The organism is Cupriavidus sp., from assembly GCF_057315035.1.
The window spans coordinates 18,998-35,939 of record NZ_DBHKYV010000021.1; the positions used below are offsets into that span (position 1 = coordinate 18,998).

The window sequence follows — 16,942 nt, forward strand, 5'->3', positions numbered from 1 at the left end:
CGCATTCCCATGTTCGATACCATCCTGCGTCACTGCAACCTGCCCGACGGCCGTACCGATCTGGATATCGGCATAACGGACGGCAAGATCGCGGCCGTGGCGCCGCAACTGGCGGCCACGGCCGGCGAGGAGATCGACGCGGGCGGCCAGCTCGTATCGCCGCCGTTCGTCGACGCGCATTTCCACATGGACTCCACGCTGTCGTACGGGCTGCCACGCGTGAACCAGTCGGGCACCTTGCTCGAAGGCATTGCGTTGTGGGGTGAGCTCAAGCCGTTGCTGACGCAGGAAGCCATCGTGGAGCGCGCGCTGGCCTATTGCGACTGGGCGGTGGCCAAGGGCCTGCTGGCGATCCGCTCGCACGTGGACGTGTGCGATCCGCGCCTGCTGGCTACCGAGGCACTGTTGCATGTGCGCGAACGCGTAAAGCCGTATCTTGACTTGCAGCTCGTGGCATTCCCGCAGGATGGCGTGCTGCGTTCTCCGGCAGCGTTCGACAACCTGTGCCGAGCGCTCGATATGGGTGTGGACGTGGTTGGCGGCATTCCGCATTTCGAACGCACGATGGCCGATGGCGCTGCATCGGTGAAGCTGCTGTGTGAGGAAGCAGCTACGCGCGGGCTGCGTGTCGACATGCATTGCGATGAAAGCGACGACCCGATGTCGCGCCATATCGAGACACTGGCCAGCGAAACCGTGCGGCTTGGGCTGCAGGGACGCGTGACCGGATCGCACCTGACCTCGATGCATTCGATGGACAACTACTACGTGTCGAAGCTGCTGCCGCTGATACGCGAGGCCGGTGTCGCCGCGATTGCCAATCCGCTGATCAACATCACGCTGCAAGGCCGGCACGACACGTACCCCAAGCGACGCGGCATGACGCGTGTGCCAGAGATGCTGGCGGCAGGCATCCCCGTGGCGTTTGGACACGACTGCGTGATGGACCCCTGGTACAGCCTGGGCTCCGGCGACATGCTCGAGGTCGCGCATATGGGGCTGCATGTCGCGCAGATGACAGGGCAGGACGCCATGCGCGCATGCTTCAAGGCCGTGACGGAAACGCCTGCGGCAGTGCTGGGCCTGGATGGCTACGGCCTGTCGCCGGGCTGCCGCGCGGACCTGGTTTTGCTTCAGGCGCGCGATCCGGTGGAAGCGCTTCGGCTGCGGGCCACGCGCCTGCTGGTAATGCGAGCCGGCAAGGTGGTGGCGCGCACGGCTCCGGCAACGGCAACGTTGTCGCTGCCGGGGCGTCCGGCGCAAGTCGACTTCTGGCTACATCGGGATTAAGGTTTTTTTGAAGTTTCTGTGAAAAGAGTGTTGACAGTCATGCGACTGCTCAGCATAATCACTGTCTTCGCATCGCCGCAGCAATGTAGCGAAACGAAGCCCAGATGGCGGAATTGGTAGACGCACTAGGTTCAGGTCCTAGCGGTGGCAACACTGTGGAGGTTCGAGTCCTCTTCTGGGCACCAATTTGGAGACCCTGCTCAACGAGCAGGGTCTTTTCATTTGTAGGCCCAGAAAGGGCAGTCCTGAGGACTAGGCTCTTCGTTCGGCGACAGGTTGCTGGTTTTTGATGCGCTGGCCCTCTCCCCCGGCCCCTCTCCCGCGTTGCGGGCGAGGGGAGCAATCCATCAGCGTTTGATATGTCGTTGATGGGCTGGCGTGTCAAACTCCACCGCATCCTTGTACGATCTCTAAGCCTTTTGCCCGGCGCGGCATCCCACACTCGTCTCTAACGATCGGCAGGCCTTTGACCTATGCTCAAGCTGATCGGGCATGCAGCAAACAACGCCCGACGAGGTGGTCACCATGTCCGTACTGTTGATGTGCGGGAGAGAGGAGTGTGCCGGACAACTGCCCGGCGGGGTGCGCTGTATCGTTGCGCATCCAGCGCATCATCCTGGTCTCCCCCTGTGCTTCCTGTTCGTGCTGCTGGCCTGCGCCGTGGTGCATGCCGAGGAGTCAGTGGGCGGGCCGCCATTCAGTGATACGCCACCTGTTCCAGTGGAAGCCAATGTCGCGCCAGCACCCGTTGCGGATGTCGCGATGTCGCTGGTGCCGCCGCGCATGGTGGTCGACAACGATGATCCAGACCTGCCACTACCCGTGCATGCTTCATCGGGTGCGCCGTCAACCGGTGGCGATGGCGAACATGTTGCCATCAACCTGGCATCGATCGACCGGGTCGTGGAGCGATTCAACAGCACGACGCGAGCGCCGGCCGTTCACTTCGAGGATGGCACGACGGCTAGCGGTTTTGTCGACAGTCGCGTGCGAAGCATGGCACTGGCGCTTGACGCACCGTTATCGCGTAGCGGCAACGGGCTGACCTTGCAGTCGCGCGTGGAGATGGCGTACCGGCCCGGCATGGCGCCGGTGCCAGGTAACTGGGATGCGCCCCCGGGCGAAGCCAATGCAACCGGGCTCGCGGTGCGGCTCTACGGTTCAACGCCGACCCGGCTCCGGGGTGTCTATCCGTTCGTCGAGGCCGACTGGTGGCAGGATAACCGCGCGAAGACCATCAACATCAATGGCACGCGCATCGATACCGATCTGTTGCGCGGACTGTTCTCGTTCAATATCGGCGCGCATAGCAATTCGAATACCGGGCTCAAGCTGTGGATGAAGGCGCGAGGCGGCAAAAATCCGGGCGGAACGCTCGGCGCCAGGTACCGCTGGTGACGTTCCCAACTGGCTGGTTTGCACGATCACCGAAATAATTTTGATGAAACGCTTGCGCTGGAAACGAATTGCGATACAATGCGCTCCTCGCGTGCGGCTGTAGCTCAGTTGGATAGAGTACTTGGCTACGAACCAAGGGGTCGTGGGTTCGAATCCTGCCAGCCGCGCCACCTATGTAGTGCGAAAGGGCTTCCGGAAACGGAAGCCCTTTTTCATTTGGTCGCTGCGTTGTTGCATCGCTTGTTGCGTGGCGTGCCGCACACAATCCAGTGAACGATTGTGGGTTCCGCGCCGCCAGTGTTCGGTTCCCCCCGGAACCTGCCCACGGGGTCATTGACAGTCGCCAACCGGGAGGCACATCATTCGTCCGGAATAGATGCGCCTCCGGAGCTACACGCAGCCCCAATACGTCCAGTACGTCGCCCGGAAAGGTCGCAGCACACAGGGAAACGGGGTCATGAACCGATCAATTCGCCAACTGGCAAGCGTGGTCGCGCTTGCTGCCTTGCTGTCCGCCTGCTCGTCCACGCCCGAGCCTGTCTCCAGCGTACCGGTGGCCGAGCAACCGCCTTCCGACCAGGCGATGAAGACACTCTCGGCAGAGGTGTTTACGTACGGCTATCCGCTCGTGCTGATGGATGTCACGCGCGAGGTCATGACGGCCCGGGTGCCGGTCAACACATTCCAACATAGCCGTTCATTCCCGGATTCCTCGTTCACCACGGTGGTCAGCCCCAATGCCGACACACTGTACTCGATGGCCTGGCTTGACCTGTCGAAGGAGCCCCTGGTGCTGTCGGTGCCCGATACAGCGGGCCGCTACTACGTCATGCAGCTGCTCGATGCGTGGACCAACGTGTTCGCGTCGCCAGGCAAGCGCACGACCGGGACCAAGCGGGGTGCATTCGCGTTGGTCGGCCCCGAATGGGAAGGCACGCTGCCCAAGGGTGTGACGGAAATCCGTGCCCCTACCAATATGGTGTGGCTGATCGGCCGGATCCAGACCAACGGCAAGGGCGACTACGCGAACGTCCATCGCCTGCAGGACCAGTTCCGCCTGGTGCCGTTGTCGGCCTGGCGCAAGGGTAGCCGCAGCACGCCAGCGGCGGTGCCGCGCGTCACGCTGGTCGATACGGAAACGCCGCCGGCGGAACAGGTTGCGGCCATGGATGCGCAGGCGTTCTTCAGCCGTCTGGCAGCGTTGCTGCAGGCGAACCCGCCCGCCGAAGATGACGCCGCGATGGTCGAGAAGATGCAGCGCATGGGCATCAAGGCTGGCGAGCCGTTCAAGACCACGGTGCTGGAACCGTCCACGGCGCGAGCCGTGCAGGAAGGTGCCACGGCAGCGCTGGCGATGATTGCCGCCAATGCGCGCAAGAGCGCGGCGGGCAGCACGGGCTGGCGTTTGCAGCGTGACACCGGCGCCTATGGCACTGAATATGGGCGTCGCGCGGCGGTCGCACTGTTCGGGCTCGGCGCGAATCTTGCCGAGGACGCGGTGTATCCGACGGCGCGCGCCGATGCCACGGGGCGGCCGTTCGATGGCGGCAGCCGCTACGTGCTGCATTTCGACAAGGGCCAGTTACCGCCGGTCAAGGCGTTCTGGTCGCTGACGATGTACAACGAGAAGCAGGCCTTTGTCAGCAACGACCTGCAGCGCTATACGATTGGCAGCCGCGACCGCTTGCGCTACAACCGCGATGGTTCGCTCGATATCTATATCCAGTATGAGCGGCCGGCTCCGGGCCAGGTCACGAACTGGTTGCCGGCGCCGCCCGATGCATTCAACCTGATGTTGCGTGCCTACTGGCCAGATCAGGTGCTGCTCGACGGCAAATGGATGCCACCGGCCGTGCAGCGCGTAAATTGACGCGCTGATAGGCATACGCACTTCAAGCCCAAGCCCTTCCTGGACGGAAGGGCTTTTTCATTGAAGGCGACGTCTCAGAACCGGTATTTGACCCCTGCGTAGAACGCCCGACCCACGCCAGGGTAAAACACCGAGGTATTGGCCGTGCGCGCATCGGCCACCGTGCTGAAATCGCTGATATAGCGCTTGTCCGCGAGGTTGCGCGCGTCAAGGTACAGCGTTACGCCACGCTCGAATTCGTAGCTGGCCTCGATACCGAAGAGCACGTACGACGGCACCTTCAGCGTGTTGGCGTAGTCGACATAGGCACCGGTGGGCACCCAGTCGATCGTGCCGGCTACACGCAGCCGCGAGTTGCGGCTGTAGGCCAGCGTGGTACGCAGCACGTGCTTTGGCACGCCGGCGATACGGTTGTTGCCGTAGACCGGATCGTTGTCGAATCGGAAGTCACTGTAGTTCCAGACCTGCGCAAGTGTGAACTTGTCGCCCTTGCCGAACACGTCACGCACCACATCCGCACTGGCACCCAGCTCCACGCCTTGCAGGATCGTCTTGTTGGCATTGAAGGTAGACGCGGGGATATCGGCATTGACCGTGTATTGCAGCAACTGGTCGCGCAACAGCGAGCGGTAGGCGGTGATATCCCACGCAAAACGGTCTTGCCTGCCACGCGTGCCCAGTTCCAGTGTCCAGCCATGCTGGGCGGCCAGCGGCACGAACTGCTGCGTGGTGCCGATGGTCTGGCTCAGGTCGCTGAAGTCCGGCACATCGGCGCTGCGCGTGATATCGATAAACGCCTGTACTTCGGGCTTCGGCTCCCATAGCACGCCAAACTTGGGGTTTACGCCGCTGTAGGTGGCGGCGTCTGCCTTGGCCGTGGGGTTGGTCGGCAAGCCGCCGTAGTCGGTGTACTCGCGGCGGTTGCGGTACGCCTTGGCTCCGGCCATCAGCGCCACGCTGGGCAGTACGTAGAGCCGGTCTTCCAGGTACGCTTCGTAGTTGTAGGCGTCCTGCCTGGCATTCAAGGTCTGGGCGCCGCGGTTGCCGCCATTGTTGATGTACTGCCGCGCATCGTTGTTGCCGCCGAAGAAGCGTGCCCCGGCGATCAGCTGGTTGCGCATGCCGCCGAGCGTGAAATTGCCGGTGTAGCGCGGCGCAAAGCCATAGGTCCAGCTATCCTGGTCGATCACCTGGAAAATCGGGTGATAAAGGCTCTTGTGGATGCCCCAGGTCGTAAAGTCGATCTGGCCATTGTCGAGCTTGATGCTGGTGACATTGGCCATGCGTTCGGTGCGCGTATTGCGCGCCTGGTCGCCGGCCAGCGCGCTGGCCGAGGCCATGCGCGGGTTGGTCAGCGCCTGGTTGAGTGTCAGCGCGCCGGGCAGCAACTGGTCGACGATATAAGCGCCAAAATAGAAACGCGTTTCCACGTTCGGGCTGAAGCGGTAACCGACGTTGGCGTTGAGTTGCTCGTACTGGCCGCGCTCGTGATTGCGGTAGCCTTCCGAATGGCTGACCGTGGCATTGACCAGAAAGTCCCACTGGCCGATCTGCCGCGACACCTGGCCACTGCCACGCACGGTGCCGAAGCTGCCACCATCGACGCGCACCATGTTCTGCGCATCGGAAGTCAGCGCGGTAGGCGTGGTGAAGTTGATCGCGCCACCCAGTGTGGTGCTGCCATAGGCCAGTCCGTTGCCGCCCTTGTAGACTTCCGCCGCCGACAGGGCGAGCGGATCGATCTGATAGAAGTCGCCACTGCCATCGGCAAAATTGGTGGGCACGCCATCCTGCAGGATCTCGATGCCGCGCGTGTGAAAGCCGCGTGCAATGCCCGAGCCGCGCACCGAAAGGCGCAACTCCTGACCATAGCGCTCCTGCACGTAGACGCCGGGTGTGTCCTTGAGTACATCGCGCAGGTCGTACGCATAGGTGTTGGCAAACGACGCTGCATCGACAAAGCCGACCGAACCGGCCGACTCGAACAGCGACTGGCGCTGCCGAGCAATGCCCGGTGCGGTCAGCGAGCCTGCGGCCGTGGCGGTGGCGGTAACCATCGGCAAGGTCGGGATCGTGGATTCGGCGGACGTGACGACAGGCGCGGATTGCGCCAGGGCTGCGCCGGATAGCGCTGCGGCAGGTAGCACCGCTACGCGGCGCCAAGGGGTGGTTCGTTTCATTCCTTGCGTTCGAAGGCTGCGCCGCGGCACGACGCAACCCCTGAATCTTTTTTGTTTGGCTCGATCGCAAGGATACGAAGCAGGCTGCCGCGACGCCATGTGTCACAGCGCCGCAGCGTGCGTTTCAGCGCATAAGCTTCGAAGAAAACCAGTCGATTCAGACCAGTGCCTGACCGCCGCAGCCGGGGCCGCATGCCGTGTCATGCACATGCGCGCCTGGCAGCGAATGGGCAGCAGGGCGTGCCACACGCTTCCATGTGACCGGCGCCTGGCCAGCCAGCTTGCCACGCAGTGCGCGCGTCGCGCTCACCATATTGGCCAGGGCCGCTTCGGTCTCGGACCAGCCGCGGGTCTTGAGGCCGCAGTCCGGATTGACCCACAGGCGTTCCGCCGGAATCACCTCGCATGCACGTTCGAGCAGACGCGTGATGGCTTCCACGCTGGGCACGCGAGGCGAGTGGATGTCGTACACGCCCGGCCCGATCTCGTTCGGATAGTCGAAATCGCCAAAGCCCTCCAGCAGCTCCATGGCCGAACGCGAGGTTTCGATCGTGATCACGTCGGCGTCCATCGCGGCAATGGCCGGCAGGATGTCGTTGAACTCGGCATAGCACATATGGGTGTGGATCTGCGTTTCGTCGCCCACGCCGGCTGCCGACAGCCGGAACGCATTGACCGCCCATTCCAGGTATGCCGCCCAGTCGTCGCGGCGCAGCGGCAGGCCTTCGCGCAGCGCCGGCTCGTCGATCTGGATCACGCGGATGCCGGCTGCTTCGAGGTCGCACACTTCGTCGCGAATCGCCAGCGCGAGCTGTTGCGTGGTGACCGAGCGCGGCTGGTCGTCGCGCACGAACGACCATTGCAGCATGGTTACCGGGCCAGTCAACATGCCTTTCATCGGCTTGTTGGTCAGCGATTGGGCGAACCGCGCGGTGTCCACCGTCATCGGCTCGGGTCGATAGACGTCGCCAAAGATCACCGGTGGCTTGACGCAGCGCGACCCATAGCTTTGTACCCAGCCGTTCTCGGTGAATGCGTAACCGCACAGTTGCTCGCCGAAGTACTCGACCATGTCATTGCGTTCGGCTTCACCGTGCACCAGCACATCGAGGCCCAGCGCTTCCTGCTTGCGCACGGCCAGTTCGATCTCACCGCGAATCCGTTCGAGGTACTCGAGCGCACCGATCTCGCCACGCTTGTAGGCAGCACGTGTCTGGCGAATCGCAGTGGTTTGCGGGAACGAACCGATCGTGGTGGTTGGCAGGGCGGGTAGCTTCAGCGCGTCGCGCTGGCGGGCAATGCGGATCTCGAACTCGCTGGCGCGATTGGCCATGCCGGTGGTGATCGCCGCCAGACGCTTTTGCACCTGCTGGTTGACCACCCGGCGCGAGGTACGGCGCGACGCCTGGGCTGCATCCGACGCTGCCAGTTGTTCCGCAACGGCGGTTTCACCCTGGTTCAGCGCCGTGGCCAGCGTGTGCAGTTCGTCGAGCTTTTCCGTGGCAAAGGCCAGCCACGCTTTCAGCTCGGGATCGAGACGGGTTTCGCCGTCGAGCGAGACCGGTACATGCAGCAGCGAGCAGGACGGCGCGAGCCACAGTCGGTCGCCCAGTTGCGCATGCAGCGGTTGCACGATTGCCAGCACGCGGCGCAGGTCGGCGCGCCAGATATTGCGCCCGTCGATCACGCCCACCGACAACACCGTGCTGGCCGGCAGCAGTGCTTGCCAGGCACCCAGCTGCTGCGGGGCCCGCACCAGATCGATATGGAAGCCCTGCACGGGCAAGGCCGTAATGCGCTCGGCATGCGGTGCGGCGGTGTCGAAATAGGTGGCCAGCAACAGCTTCACATCAGCCTCGGCCAGTACCGGATAGGCTTGGTCGAACGCGTCGAGCCATTGCGCTGGCAGGTCCAGGCACAAGGCCGGCTCGTCGATCTGGACCCATTCAATGCCGCGCGCCTGCAGTTGCGCCAGGATGCGGCGATAGGCCTGTACTACCTTCGGCAGCAGGCTCAGGCGGTCAAAGCCGGGAACATGCGACTTCGACAGCCACAGGTAGGTGACCGGTCCAATCAGTACCGGACGCGTGGCCAGGCCAAGGGCCAGCGCTTCGTCGATCTCGTCGAAGAACCAGTTGGTGCCGCCGTCGAAGGTGCTGTCGGCATCGAGCTCGGGCACGATGTAGTGGTAGTTCGTATCGAACCACTTGGTCATTTCCATGGCCGGCTGGGCGGCATTGCCACGCGCCAGTTCGTAGTACTGGGTCAGTGTCAGCGCGGACGCGTCGAAACCAAAGCGCCGGGGCAGTGCGCCCAGCAACGTGGTCAGGCCCAACATCTGGTCGTACCAGGCGAAGTCACCTGCGGCCACGGTGCTCAGGCCGGCATCGGCCTGCAGTTGCCAGTGGCGACGACGCAGCGTGGTACCGGTCTCGCGCAATGCGCTTTCGGAAGTTTCGCCGCGCCAGAATGCTTCCTGCGCGAATTTCAGTTCACGGCGCGCGCCAATGCGCGGAAAGCCGAGGGTGTGGGTGCGTGCCATGCTGTGCTCCGGTGATGTCTTGATCTGGCGCACAGTGTCGATTCGCGGCTAGAATGAATCAAGCGACATGTTTTAAACAATGTATGAATTTCATTCAACTCACACGGCCGCAAGGGTTGCGCAATGATTGAAGTCCGCCATTTCCGCTCGCTCGTGGCCATTGCCGAATCGGGCAAGCTGGCTACGGCAGCCGAGCGCGTTCACGTGAGCCAGTCGGCGCTATCGCACCAGATCAAGGCGGTGGAAGACCACTACGGCATGGCGCTGTTCGATCGCACGCGCCAGGGCCTGCGCTTTACGCCGGCCGGTGAACGGCTGCTGGCGCTGGCGCGCGATACGCTGGCCGCCATTAGCGCGGCCGAGCGCGATCTGCTGCGGCTCAAGAGCGATACGCGTGGAGAACTGCGGGTAGTGCTGGAGTGCCATACCTGCTTTGACTGGCTGATGCCCGTGATGGACGAATTCCGCCGGCGCTGGCCCGAAGTGGAGATCGACCTGGTGGCAGGCTTTCATGCCGACCCGCTGGCGCTGCTGAGCCAGGGCAAGGCGGACATGGTCATAGGATCCAGGCCGCCCAGCAAGCGCGGATTGACGGTGGCGCCGCTGTTCCGCTTCGAGATCCTGGCGGTCATTGCCAATGAACACCGTCTACGCAACAAGCGTCGCGTCGAGGCGGCCGACCTGGCCGGTGAGACCCTGATTACCTATCCGGTACCGGAGCAGCGGATCGACCTGATTCGCGAGGTGCTTGAACCGGCCGGTATCCATCTGGAACGGCGCACCGCGGAATTGACGGTTGCCGTGCTGCAACTGGTGGCCAGCCGGCGTGGCGTGGCCGCGCTACCGAACTGGGGCGTCAAGAACTACGTCGACCACGACTATGTGCTGGCCAAGCGGATTGGCGCGAAAGGCTTGTGGAGCGAGCTCTATGCCACGCTGCCGTCGGCGCTGGCCGACCGGCCCTATGTCGATGACTTCGTGGCCATCGTGCGCGATATCTGCGCGGCGGAGCTCGACGGCATCGAACTGCTCGGCGATTCCTGACCGCTCAGGCCACCAGCGCGACCCGTTCTTCAGCCACTTCGGCCAGCTCGACGTCTCCCGAGAACTCGGCATCGACGATTTCAAGGTCCACGCCATGCGCCACGCGGCGCACGAACAACTGCAGCAGTTCCACCATCGGCGCTTCGCAATGCAGCCGTACGGCATTGGACCGATTGGCATCGAAGCTCATCTGTTGCAGTGACAAGCCGGTGCGGCGCGCATTGGCCAGTACCCATTCCAGGCTGCCAAAGACATCGGCACGATCGAGTTGCAGGGCGAGTTGGAGGGTGGGAAGTGACATGGCTGGGTCCGGAAAATAGCGCGAAGTGATGTGCGGTCGGTCCGGTAAATTTACCAGCGGTGTCGCAAAATTGGCTTCTGAAATTTCTTCTTGCGGCGCGAAATAGAAGAACAAATATCCGTGTTAAGGTAAATTACCGGTTAATTTATCTCTACATGATTGGCCTGCCGTGACAAACGTTCCCAAACTCGACGATATCGACCGCCGCATCCTGCGCGAGCTGCGCCGTGATGGAAGGATCTCCAACGCGAAACTGGCCGAGCGCGTCGGGCTGTCCGCCACGCCATGCTGGAACCGCGTCAAGGCCATGGAAGACGCGGGCGTAATCAGTGGCTACGCCGCGTTGCTGAACCAGAAGGCGCTGGGCCTGCCGGACACGGTGCTGATCGAGGTCACGCTCGACCGCCACGACGATGACATGCTCCATCGCTTTGGCGAAGCACTCGCGCAATTGCCGGAAGTACTGGAAGCCCATCTGCTGACGGGCGAGTACGACTATCTGATCAAGGTGGCGGTGGCTGGCACGGAAGGGTACGAGGAATTCCTGCGCCACAAGCTCTACAAGCTACCGGGCCTGCGCCATAGCCATTCGACCTTTGTGCTACGTACCTTGAAGCGCGAACTGTCGGTCGAACCTTGAAGTGTTGTTAACGTGCGGACAGCCGGGCCAGGCGCGGCGCCAGCGCGGTGGTGACCACGCCCAGTGCGATCAGGGCCAGGCCCAGCGACAGGTCGGCCGAGATCCGTTCATGCCAGGCGACGGCTGACAACAGCAGGCCGATCACCGGCACCCCGAGCATTGCGATCGAGGTCGCTGCCGGCGGCAACGATTGCGTGACGTTGAGCACGACGATAAAGGTCAGTGCCGTGGCCAGCGGGCCGGTATAGGCAATCGCCGGCCAGATTGCCGTCATGGCGCCGATATCGGGTGCGCCATCGCGCAGCACTGCCAGCAGGATCAATGGAACCGTGGCAACCGTGCATTCCCAGGGAATCATGTCCGCGCCGAGTCGCACATGACGATGCGCGCGCAACTGAATGATGCTGATCGACCAGGCCAGCGACGCGCCGAGCAGCATGGCCAGGCCCATCACCGCATGCAATTCCCAGCCACCGAGCGCCGGCGCCACGATCACGGCGATGCCGGCGTAGCTGAAGCCGGTAGCCAGCCATTGCCAGCGTGACGGCCGCTCGCCGAGCACCAGCGCGGACAACGGAATCACCCAGACGGCCGTGGCGTAGGCCACCACCGAGGCGCGGCCCGGCGGCACATATTGCAACGCCCACAGCGCCAGCGCGGTAAACGCACCCATCTGCAGCAGACCCACGCCAATCACCAGCGGCCATTCCGCGCGCGAGGGCAACCGCACGCGCCGCAGCGCGCCGAGCACCACGAAACTGATCAACGCGGCCGAGCCAAAGCGTAGCGCGGCAAACCACAGCGGGCTGACGTGCGCGAGGCCGAATTTCATGACGGGCCAGTTGCCGCCCCAGATGATCACGGCGCCGAGCAGCGGCAGGAACGATTTGAAACCAGCGGAAGTTGCTGAGCCAGTGGAGGCGGTAACGGACATGGCGGTGTGGAATCGGGGGCCGGCACGACGCCGGCGGCATGGTGAAAAGTCTACGATCCATCGCCCCGCAGTATTGTTTGGATCACGCTGTCATTCCACTGGCGTTCAGCATAGAATGCCGACAATCAGTTTTTTCAAAGCGGAATATGCTGGACATTGATCTCGACGCCACCGACATCCGGATTCTGGGCGAGCTGCAGCGCGACGGCAGCCTGACCAATGTGGAGCTGGCCAGCCGCATCAACCTGTCGCCGTCGCCATGCCTGGCGCGCGTGAAGCGCCTTGAAAAGATCGGCGTGATTTCGCGGCGCGTGACCTTGCTCGATGCGCGCCGGCTCGGATTGAAGGTGGTGGTGTTCATTTCGGTGACGCTGGACAAGCAGCGCCGTGAAACGCTCGATACCTTCGAGCGAAAGATTGCCGCCTTGCCGCAGGTGATGGAGTGTTACCTGATGTCGGGCGATGCCGACTACCTGCTGCGCGTGGTGGTGTCCGACGTGGACGCGCTCGAGCGCCTGATCATCGACCAGATCACGCGGATTCCGGGGGTGGCCAGCATCCGCTCGAGCTTCGCGCTGAAGCAGGTGCTCTACAGCACCGCGCTGCCGCTGGGCTGACGTTTGTCATGGCCGAGCCTGTATCATCGGGCCCTTGCCGAGGGACCGGCGCGTTTGCTTGCCATGCGCGCGAGCCAGATACACAAGCCAAAAGCCACGAGCCATGAATCCGTCTGCGTTGAACCCGATTGCAATCTTCTTTGTGCAAGCCTGCCTGGTGGTCGGCACGCCGCTGATCCTGTGGCGTGGTTTGCGCATGGGGGGCATCGTGCCATTGGTGGTGATGCAGATTGCCGGTGGCATTGTGCTGGGTCCGTCGTTGCTCGGCGCCATCTGGCCCGACAACTGGCAGGCCCTGTTCGGTGCGCAGAAGCTGACGGCGTTATCGGGTTTGCAGTGGCTGGCGGTGGTGTTGTTCGCGTTCCTGTCCGGGCTGCATATCGGTGGCCCGGAAACCAAGGGCATGCGCCGTATCGCCATCAGCGCGGCTGCGGGCTGTGTCGCGTTGCCGTTCGTACTTGGCGTAGGCGCAGGGTATCTGCTTGCGGGCTGGCGTCCGGCGTTGCTTGGCGAGGTTGCCACGCGCTGGCAATTTGCGATAGCGGTGGGGGTGTCGATGGCCGTCACCGCGCTGCCGGTGCTCGGCGCCATCCTGCGCGAGATGAAGCTGACCGATACCACGGCCGGGCGTCTGGCATTGACCTGTTCGGCGTTCAGTGATGCAGCCATCTGGATCGTGCTGTCGTGCATCCTGGCCAGTACAGGACAGGCCGCAGCGCAGGATCCGCTGCAGCTCGTGTTCGGCGGAGCCATCTATCTGGCGGTGATGTTTGGCATCGTGCGTCCGTTGCTTGCGCGCTGGCTGCCGACCTTGCGCGGCAACGATGCGCGGCTGGCCACGGTGGTGGTGCTGATCTTCGCATCGGCTTGCGCGTCCGAACTGATCGGCCTGCATTACATCCTGGGCGGTTTCCTGGCAGGCGTGGTATTACCGCGCCATGCGGCGGCCGAGATTGGCCGCCAACTGGAACCCACGACGGTGGTGGTGCTGATGCCGTTCTTCTTCCTGATGACGGGGCTGCGTACCGACCTCAATACGGCCGGCACCGATGCACTGATCGTGTTCGCGCTGACCACGCTGGTGGCCGTGGTCGGCAAGATGGCCGGGACCGCATTGCCGGCCCGCTGGGCGGGATTGAACCGGCGCGATGCCTGGACCGTGGGCGCGCTCGCGCAGACCAAGGGACTGATGGAAGTGGTGGTGCTGGCCATCCTGCTGGAAAACCGGTTGATCAGCACGCCGGCATTCTCGGGTCTGCTGCTGATGGCGCTGGCTACCACCGTGCTGGCCAAGCCGTTCACGCTGGCCGCGCTGCGCCTGCGCGCGGACTAGGTACGCGCGCAGGCCCGGCTGCGTTCAGAAGCCAACCGGATAGCCATCCTTGCGATAGTCGGATGCGGCCGCGAAGCCATGTTCGACCTTCATCGCCATCTGCGCGCCACCAAACTCGAGGCTGTCGGCTGGCGATACTTCGAGCTTGTGGCCCATTGCCCGCAAGCCCTCCACGGTAGTCGGCGGGCAATGCGCTTCCACCGCTACGCCGATGTTGTCGTCGAGCACGCGCCAGCGCGGCGCATCATTCGCGGCCTGCGGATTCTGTCCAAAATCGGCGATACGGCTGGTCATCTGCACATGGCCCTGTGCCTGCATCGAGCCGCCCATCACGCCGAACGATGCCAATGGTGCCGCGCCGCGCATCAGGAATCCCGGAATGATGGTGTGGAACGGTCGCTTGCCCGGCGCAACCTGGTTTGGATGGCCCGGTTTCAGATTGAATCCCCAGCCGCGGTTATGCAGCGCGATACCGGTGCCCGGCACCACCACGCCTGAACCAAAGCCTTTGAAGTTCGACTGAATGTAAGACACCATCATGCCGTTGCGATCGGCCGCCGTCAGGTAGACCGTGCCGCCGCTGTGCGGTTTGCCCGGTCCCTGAAACGTTGCGCGGTCGGGGCGAATGGCGCGCGCACGCTGCGCCAGGTAGGCGGGGTCCAGCAGCGCCTCCGGGGTGACCGCGCCGGGCGCGCGCATCGCGTCGAGATCGCCAACATAGGCGTGCAGGTCGGCGAAGGCCAGTTTCATGGCCTCGATCTGCAGGTGCATGGTGCGCGCGCTGTCGCGCCCGGAATCGGCGATATCCCAGTGTTCGAGCATGCCCAGCGCCATCAGCGCGCCAATACCCTGGCCATTGGGGCCAATTTCGCAGAGCGTCAGGTCACGATACTGCATGCGGATCGGCTCGACCCAATCGGCACGGTGCGCCGCCAGGTCGGCTTCGTCGATGCGGCCGCCCGTGGCGCGCGCATGCTCGGCAATCCGGCGCGCGAGTTCACCGTGATAGAAATCGTCGCCAGCTGTGCGCGCAATGCGTTCCAGCGTTTCGGCCTGGCCCGGGCAGACAAAGCGCTCGCCGGGAAGTGGGGCACGCCCACGCGGCGCAAATGCTTCGGCAAAACCTGGCTGGCCATCGAGCACCGGCACCTGGGCCTGCCACTGGCGATGCACGGTGTGGGATACGGTAAAGCCGTTGCGCGCATATTCCAGCGCCGGTTCGAACAGGTCCTCGAACGGTAGCGAACCAAAGCGCTCCCAGGTGGCACGCCAACCCGAGACCGCACCGGGAACCGTTACCGCATCCCAGCCGATAAACGGCATCGCGTCGTATTTCGCGAACGATTCGGGAGTCCATGCGCGCGGTGCGCGCCCCGAAGCGTTCAATCCATGCAGCCGTTCTCCATCCCAGATCAGCGCGAAGGCATCGCCACCGATGCCATTCATGCACGGTTCTACCACGGTAAGCGTGATGGCCGTGGCCAGTGCCGCATCGACGGCATTGCCGCCGCGCGCCAGCATGCGCAGGCCGGCGGCCGCTGCCAGCGGCTGGGAGGTGGTGACGACGTTGTCGGCCAGCACCGGCAGTCGCCGGGCGGCGTAGGGGAAATCCCAGAATGCGTTCATGAGCGGTAATGGTGAATCAGTCGACCTTGACGTGAGCGGCCTCGGCGACCTTGGCCCAGTCACGCATTTCCTGCTGGATCATGCGGCCAAACTTGTCGGCGGGCGTGTAGGCGATCTGCACGCCTTGTGCGTCCATGGTCGCGGCCAGTTCCGGTTGGGCCAGCACCGTCTTCGCCGCTGCGGCGACCTTGTCGATCACGGCCGGCGGCGTACCCTTTGGAGCAACCAGCCCGAACAGGTTGTTGGCGCGGAAGTCTGCGATGCCGGCTTCGTTCATGGTCTGTGCATCGGGCAGCGACTTCACGCGCTGTTCCGATGCCACGGCCAGCAGGCGCAGCTTGCCCGATTTCACGTGAGGCAGCGCCGACGGGATGCTGTCGAACATCATCGCCGAACGTCCGGCCATGAGGTCGGGCAGTGCGAACGAACTGCCCTTGTAAGGCACGTGCATGACGTCGACACCGGTACGCAGCCGGAACAGTTCCGATTCCAGATGCGACAACGTGCCAGAACCCTGCGAGGCAAAGTTGTATTGGCCCGGTGCGGCCTTCAGGTACTTGATCAGTTCCGGCACGGTCTTGACCGGCAGCGTGGCCGGTACCACCAGGATATGCGGCACGTTGCCCACCCCGGCGATCGGCACGAAATCGCGGGCCAGGTTGGCGGGCTGGTTCGGGTAGGTGGCAGCGGCAATCGCGGCATTGCTGACCGCGGCCAGGTAAAGCGTGTAGCCATCGGGCGCGGCCTTGGCCGCATAGCCCATGCCCAGCGCGCCACCGGCACCCGGCCGGTTTTCCACCACCACCGGCTGCTTGAGCTCTTGCGACAGGCGCTGGCCGATCGCACGGGCCAGCACGTCGGTGGCGCCGGCCGGCGGGAACGACAGCACCAGCTGGATTGGGCGTTCCGGATAATCGGCCAGCGCGGCGGGTGAAGCCAGTGCGGTGCTCAGGCCGACGGCGGCCATCAGGACGGGAACGGCGGACATGGCGCCGCGCGACAGCCAGCGGCTCACGATGGTGCGCACATGCGCCGGGCTGGTGCGAACGGGCGAAATCGACTGCTTCAACATGATCGGGATGACTCCGAGAGTGCGTCTGCCGCGTGGCATCGGTGCGAAGAGCGACCGGCGCTCGCGGTTGGGCGAAGGGTTGCGGAACATCTGAC

General features: G+C 63.8%; 13 protein-coding genes and 2 tRNA genes. 9 read left to right on the plus strand and 6 right to left on the minus strand.

Going from position 1 to position 16,942, the window contains the following annotated elements; genetic code table 11:
- Positions 1-9: 9 nt before the first annotated feature.
- The 5 genes from ACO550_RS22880 to ACO550_RS22900 all read left to right on the plus strand — a co-directional run bounded on the left by ACO550_RS22880 (position 10) and on the right by ACO550_RS22900 (position 4,558).
- A complete protein-coding gene (locus tag ACO550_RS22880) occupies positions 10-1,290 on the plus strand; it encodes an amidohydrolase family protein (protein WP_315594366.1) in 1,281 nt (426 codons plus the stop codon).
- A 98-nt stretch (positions 1,291-1,388) separates the two neighbouring features.
- Positions 1,389-1,475, plus strand: a tRNA-Leu gene (locus ACO550_RS22885).
- A 307-nt stretch (positions 1,476-1,782) separates the two neighbouring features.
- Complete coding sequence (locus ACO550_RS22890) at positions 1,783-2,688, plus strand: hypothetical protein (protein ID WP_315594367.1); 906 nt, start codon at positions 1,783-1,785, stop codon at positions 2,686-2,688.
- Positions 2,689-2,781: 93 nt separating this feature from the next.
- Positions 2,782-2,858: transfer RNA gene (locus tag ACO550_RS22895), tRNA-Arg, on the plus strand.
- Positions 2,859-3,145: 287 nt separating this feature from the next.
- Entirely contained in the window at positions 3,146-4,558 is a 1,413-nt protein-coding gene (locus ACO550_RS22900) for a DUF1254 domain-containing protein (protein WP_315594368.1), read from the plus strand.
- A gap of 74 nt (positions 4,559-4,632) precedes the next feature.
- Here ACO550_RS22900 and ACO550_RS22905 read toward each other — a convergent pair whose 3' ends face one another.
- Together ACO550_RS22905 and metE are read right to left on the minus strand one after the other, a co-directional pair.
- The gene (locus ACO550_RS22905) at positions 4,633-6,738 is read right to left on the minus strand and encodes a TonB-dependent receptor domain-containing protein (RefSeq protein WP_315594369.1); all 2,106 of its coding nucleotides are present in this window, start codon (positions 6,736-6,738) and stop codon (positions 4,633-4,635) included.
- Positions 6,739-6,895: 157 nt separating this feature from the next.
- Positions 6,896-9,280 carry a 5-methyltetrahydropteroyltriglutamate--homocysteine S-methyltransferase gene (gene metE, locus ACO550_RS22910; RefSeq protein WP_315594370.1) on the minus strand — a complete coding sequence of 795 codons (2,385 nt, stop codon included), beginning with the start codon at positions 9,278-9,280 and terminating at the stop codon, positions 6,896-6,898.
- A 123-nt stretch (positions 9,281-9,403) separates the two neighbouring features.
- Here metE and ACO550_RS22915 point away from each other — a divergent pair, with 123 nt between their 5' ends.
- Complete coding sequence (locus tag ACO550_RS22915; RefSeq protein WP_315594371.1) at positions 9,404-10,324, plus strand: LysR substrate-binding domain-containing protein; 921 nt, start codon at positions 9,404-9,406, stop codon at positions 10,322-10,324.
- A 4-nt stretch (positions 10,325-10,328) separates the two neighbouring features.
- On the opposite strand, the gene ACO550_RS22920 is transcribed toward ACO550_RS22915, so the two are convergent.
- A complete protein-coding gene (locus tag ACO550_RS22920; protein WP_315594372.1) occupies positions 10,329-10,625 on the minus strand; it encodes an AsnC family transcriptional regulator in 297 nt (98 codons plus the stop codon).
- Between the two features lie 169 nt (positions 10,626-10,794).
- On the opposite strand from ACO550_RS22920, the gene ACO550_RS22925 reads away from it, so the two are divergent.
- A complete protein-coding gene (locus ACO550_RS22925) occupies positions 10,795-11,265 on the plus strand; it encodes an Lrp/AsnC ligand binding domain-containing protein (RefSeq protein WP_315594373.1) in 471 nt (156 codons plus the stop codon).
- A 7-nt stretch (positions 11,266-11,272) separates the two neighbouring features.
- Here the strand turns inward: ACO550_RS22925 and ACO550_RS22930 are convergent, their stop codons facing one another.
- Positions 11,273-12,199, minus strand: coding sequence for an EamA family transporter (locus tag ACO550_RS22930; RefSeq protein WP_315594374.1), 927 nt, complete (start codon positions 12,197-12,199; stop codon positions 11,273-11,275).
- Between the two features lie 146 nt (positions 12,200-12,345).
- On the opposite strand from ACO550_RS22930, the gene ACO550_RS22935 reads away from it, so the two are divergent.
- Both ACO550_RS22935 and ACO550_RS22940 read left to right on the plus strand, forming a co-directional pair.
- Positions 12,346-12,816 (plus strand): Lrp/AsnC family transcriptional regulator, encoded by a 471-nt coding sequence (locus ACO550_RS22935; protein ID WP_315594375.1) that lies wholly within the window; start codon positions 12,346-12,348, stop codon positions 12,814-12,816.
- A gap of 103 nt (positions 12,817-12,919) precedes the next feature.
- A complete protein-coding gene (locus tag ACO550_RS22940) occupies positions 12,920-14,149 on the plus strand; it encodes a cation:proton antiporter (protein ID WP_315594376.1) in 1,230 nt (409 codons plus the stop codon).
- A 24-nt stretch (positions 14,150-14,173) separates the two neighbouring features.
- Here ACO550_RS22940 and ACO550_RS22945 read toward each other — a convergent pair whose 3' ends face one another.
- Together ACO550_RS22945 and ACO550_RS22950 are read right to left on the minus strand one after the other, a co-directional pair.
- Positions 14,174-15,775: a gamma-glutamyltransferase gene (locus ACO550_RS22945; protein ID WP_315594377.1), complete on the minus strand. Its 1,602-nt coding sequence runs from the start codon at positions 15,773-15,775 to the stop codon at positions 14,174-14,176.
- A 16-nt stretch (positions 15,776-15,791) separates the two neighbouring features.
- Positions 15,792-16,847, minus strand: coding sequence for a tripartite tricarboxylate transporter substrate-binding protein (locus tag ACO550_RS22950; RefSeq protein WP_315594378.1), 1,056 nt, complete (start codon positions 16,845-16,847; stop codon positions 15,792-15,794).
- Positions 16,848-16,942 lie beyond the last annotated feature (95 nt).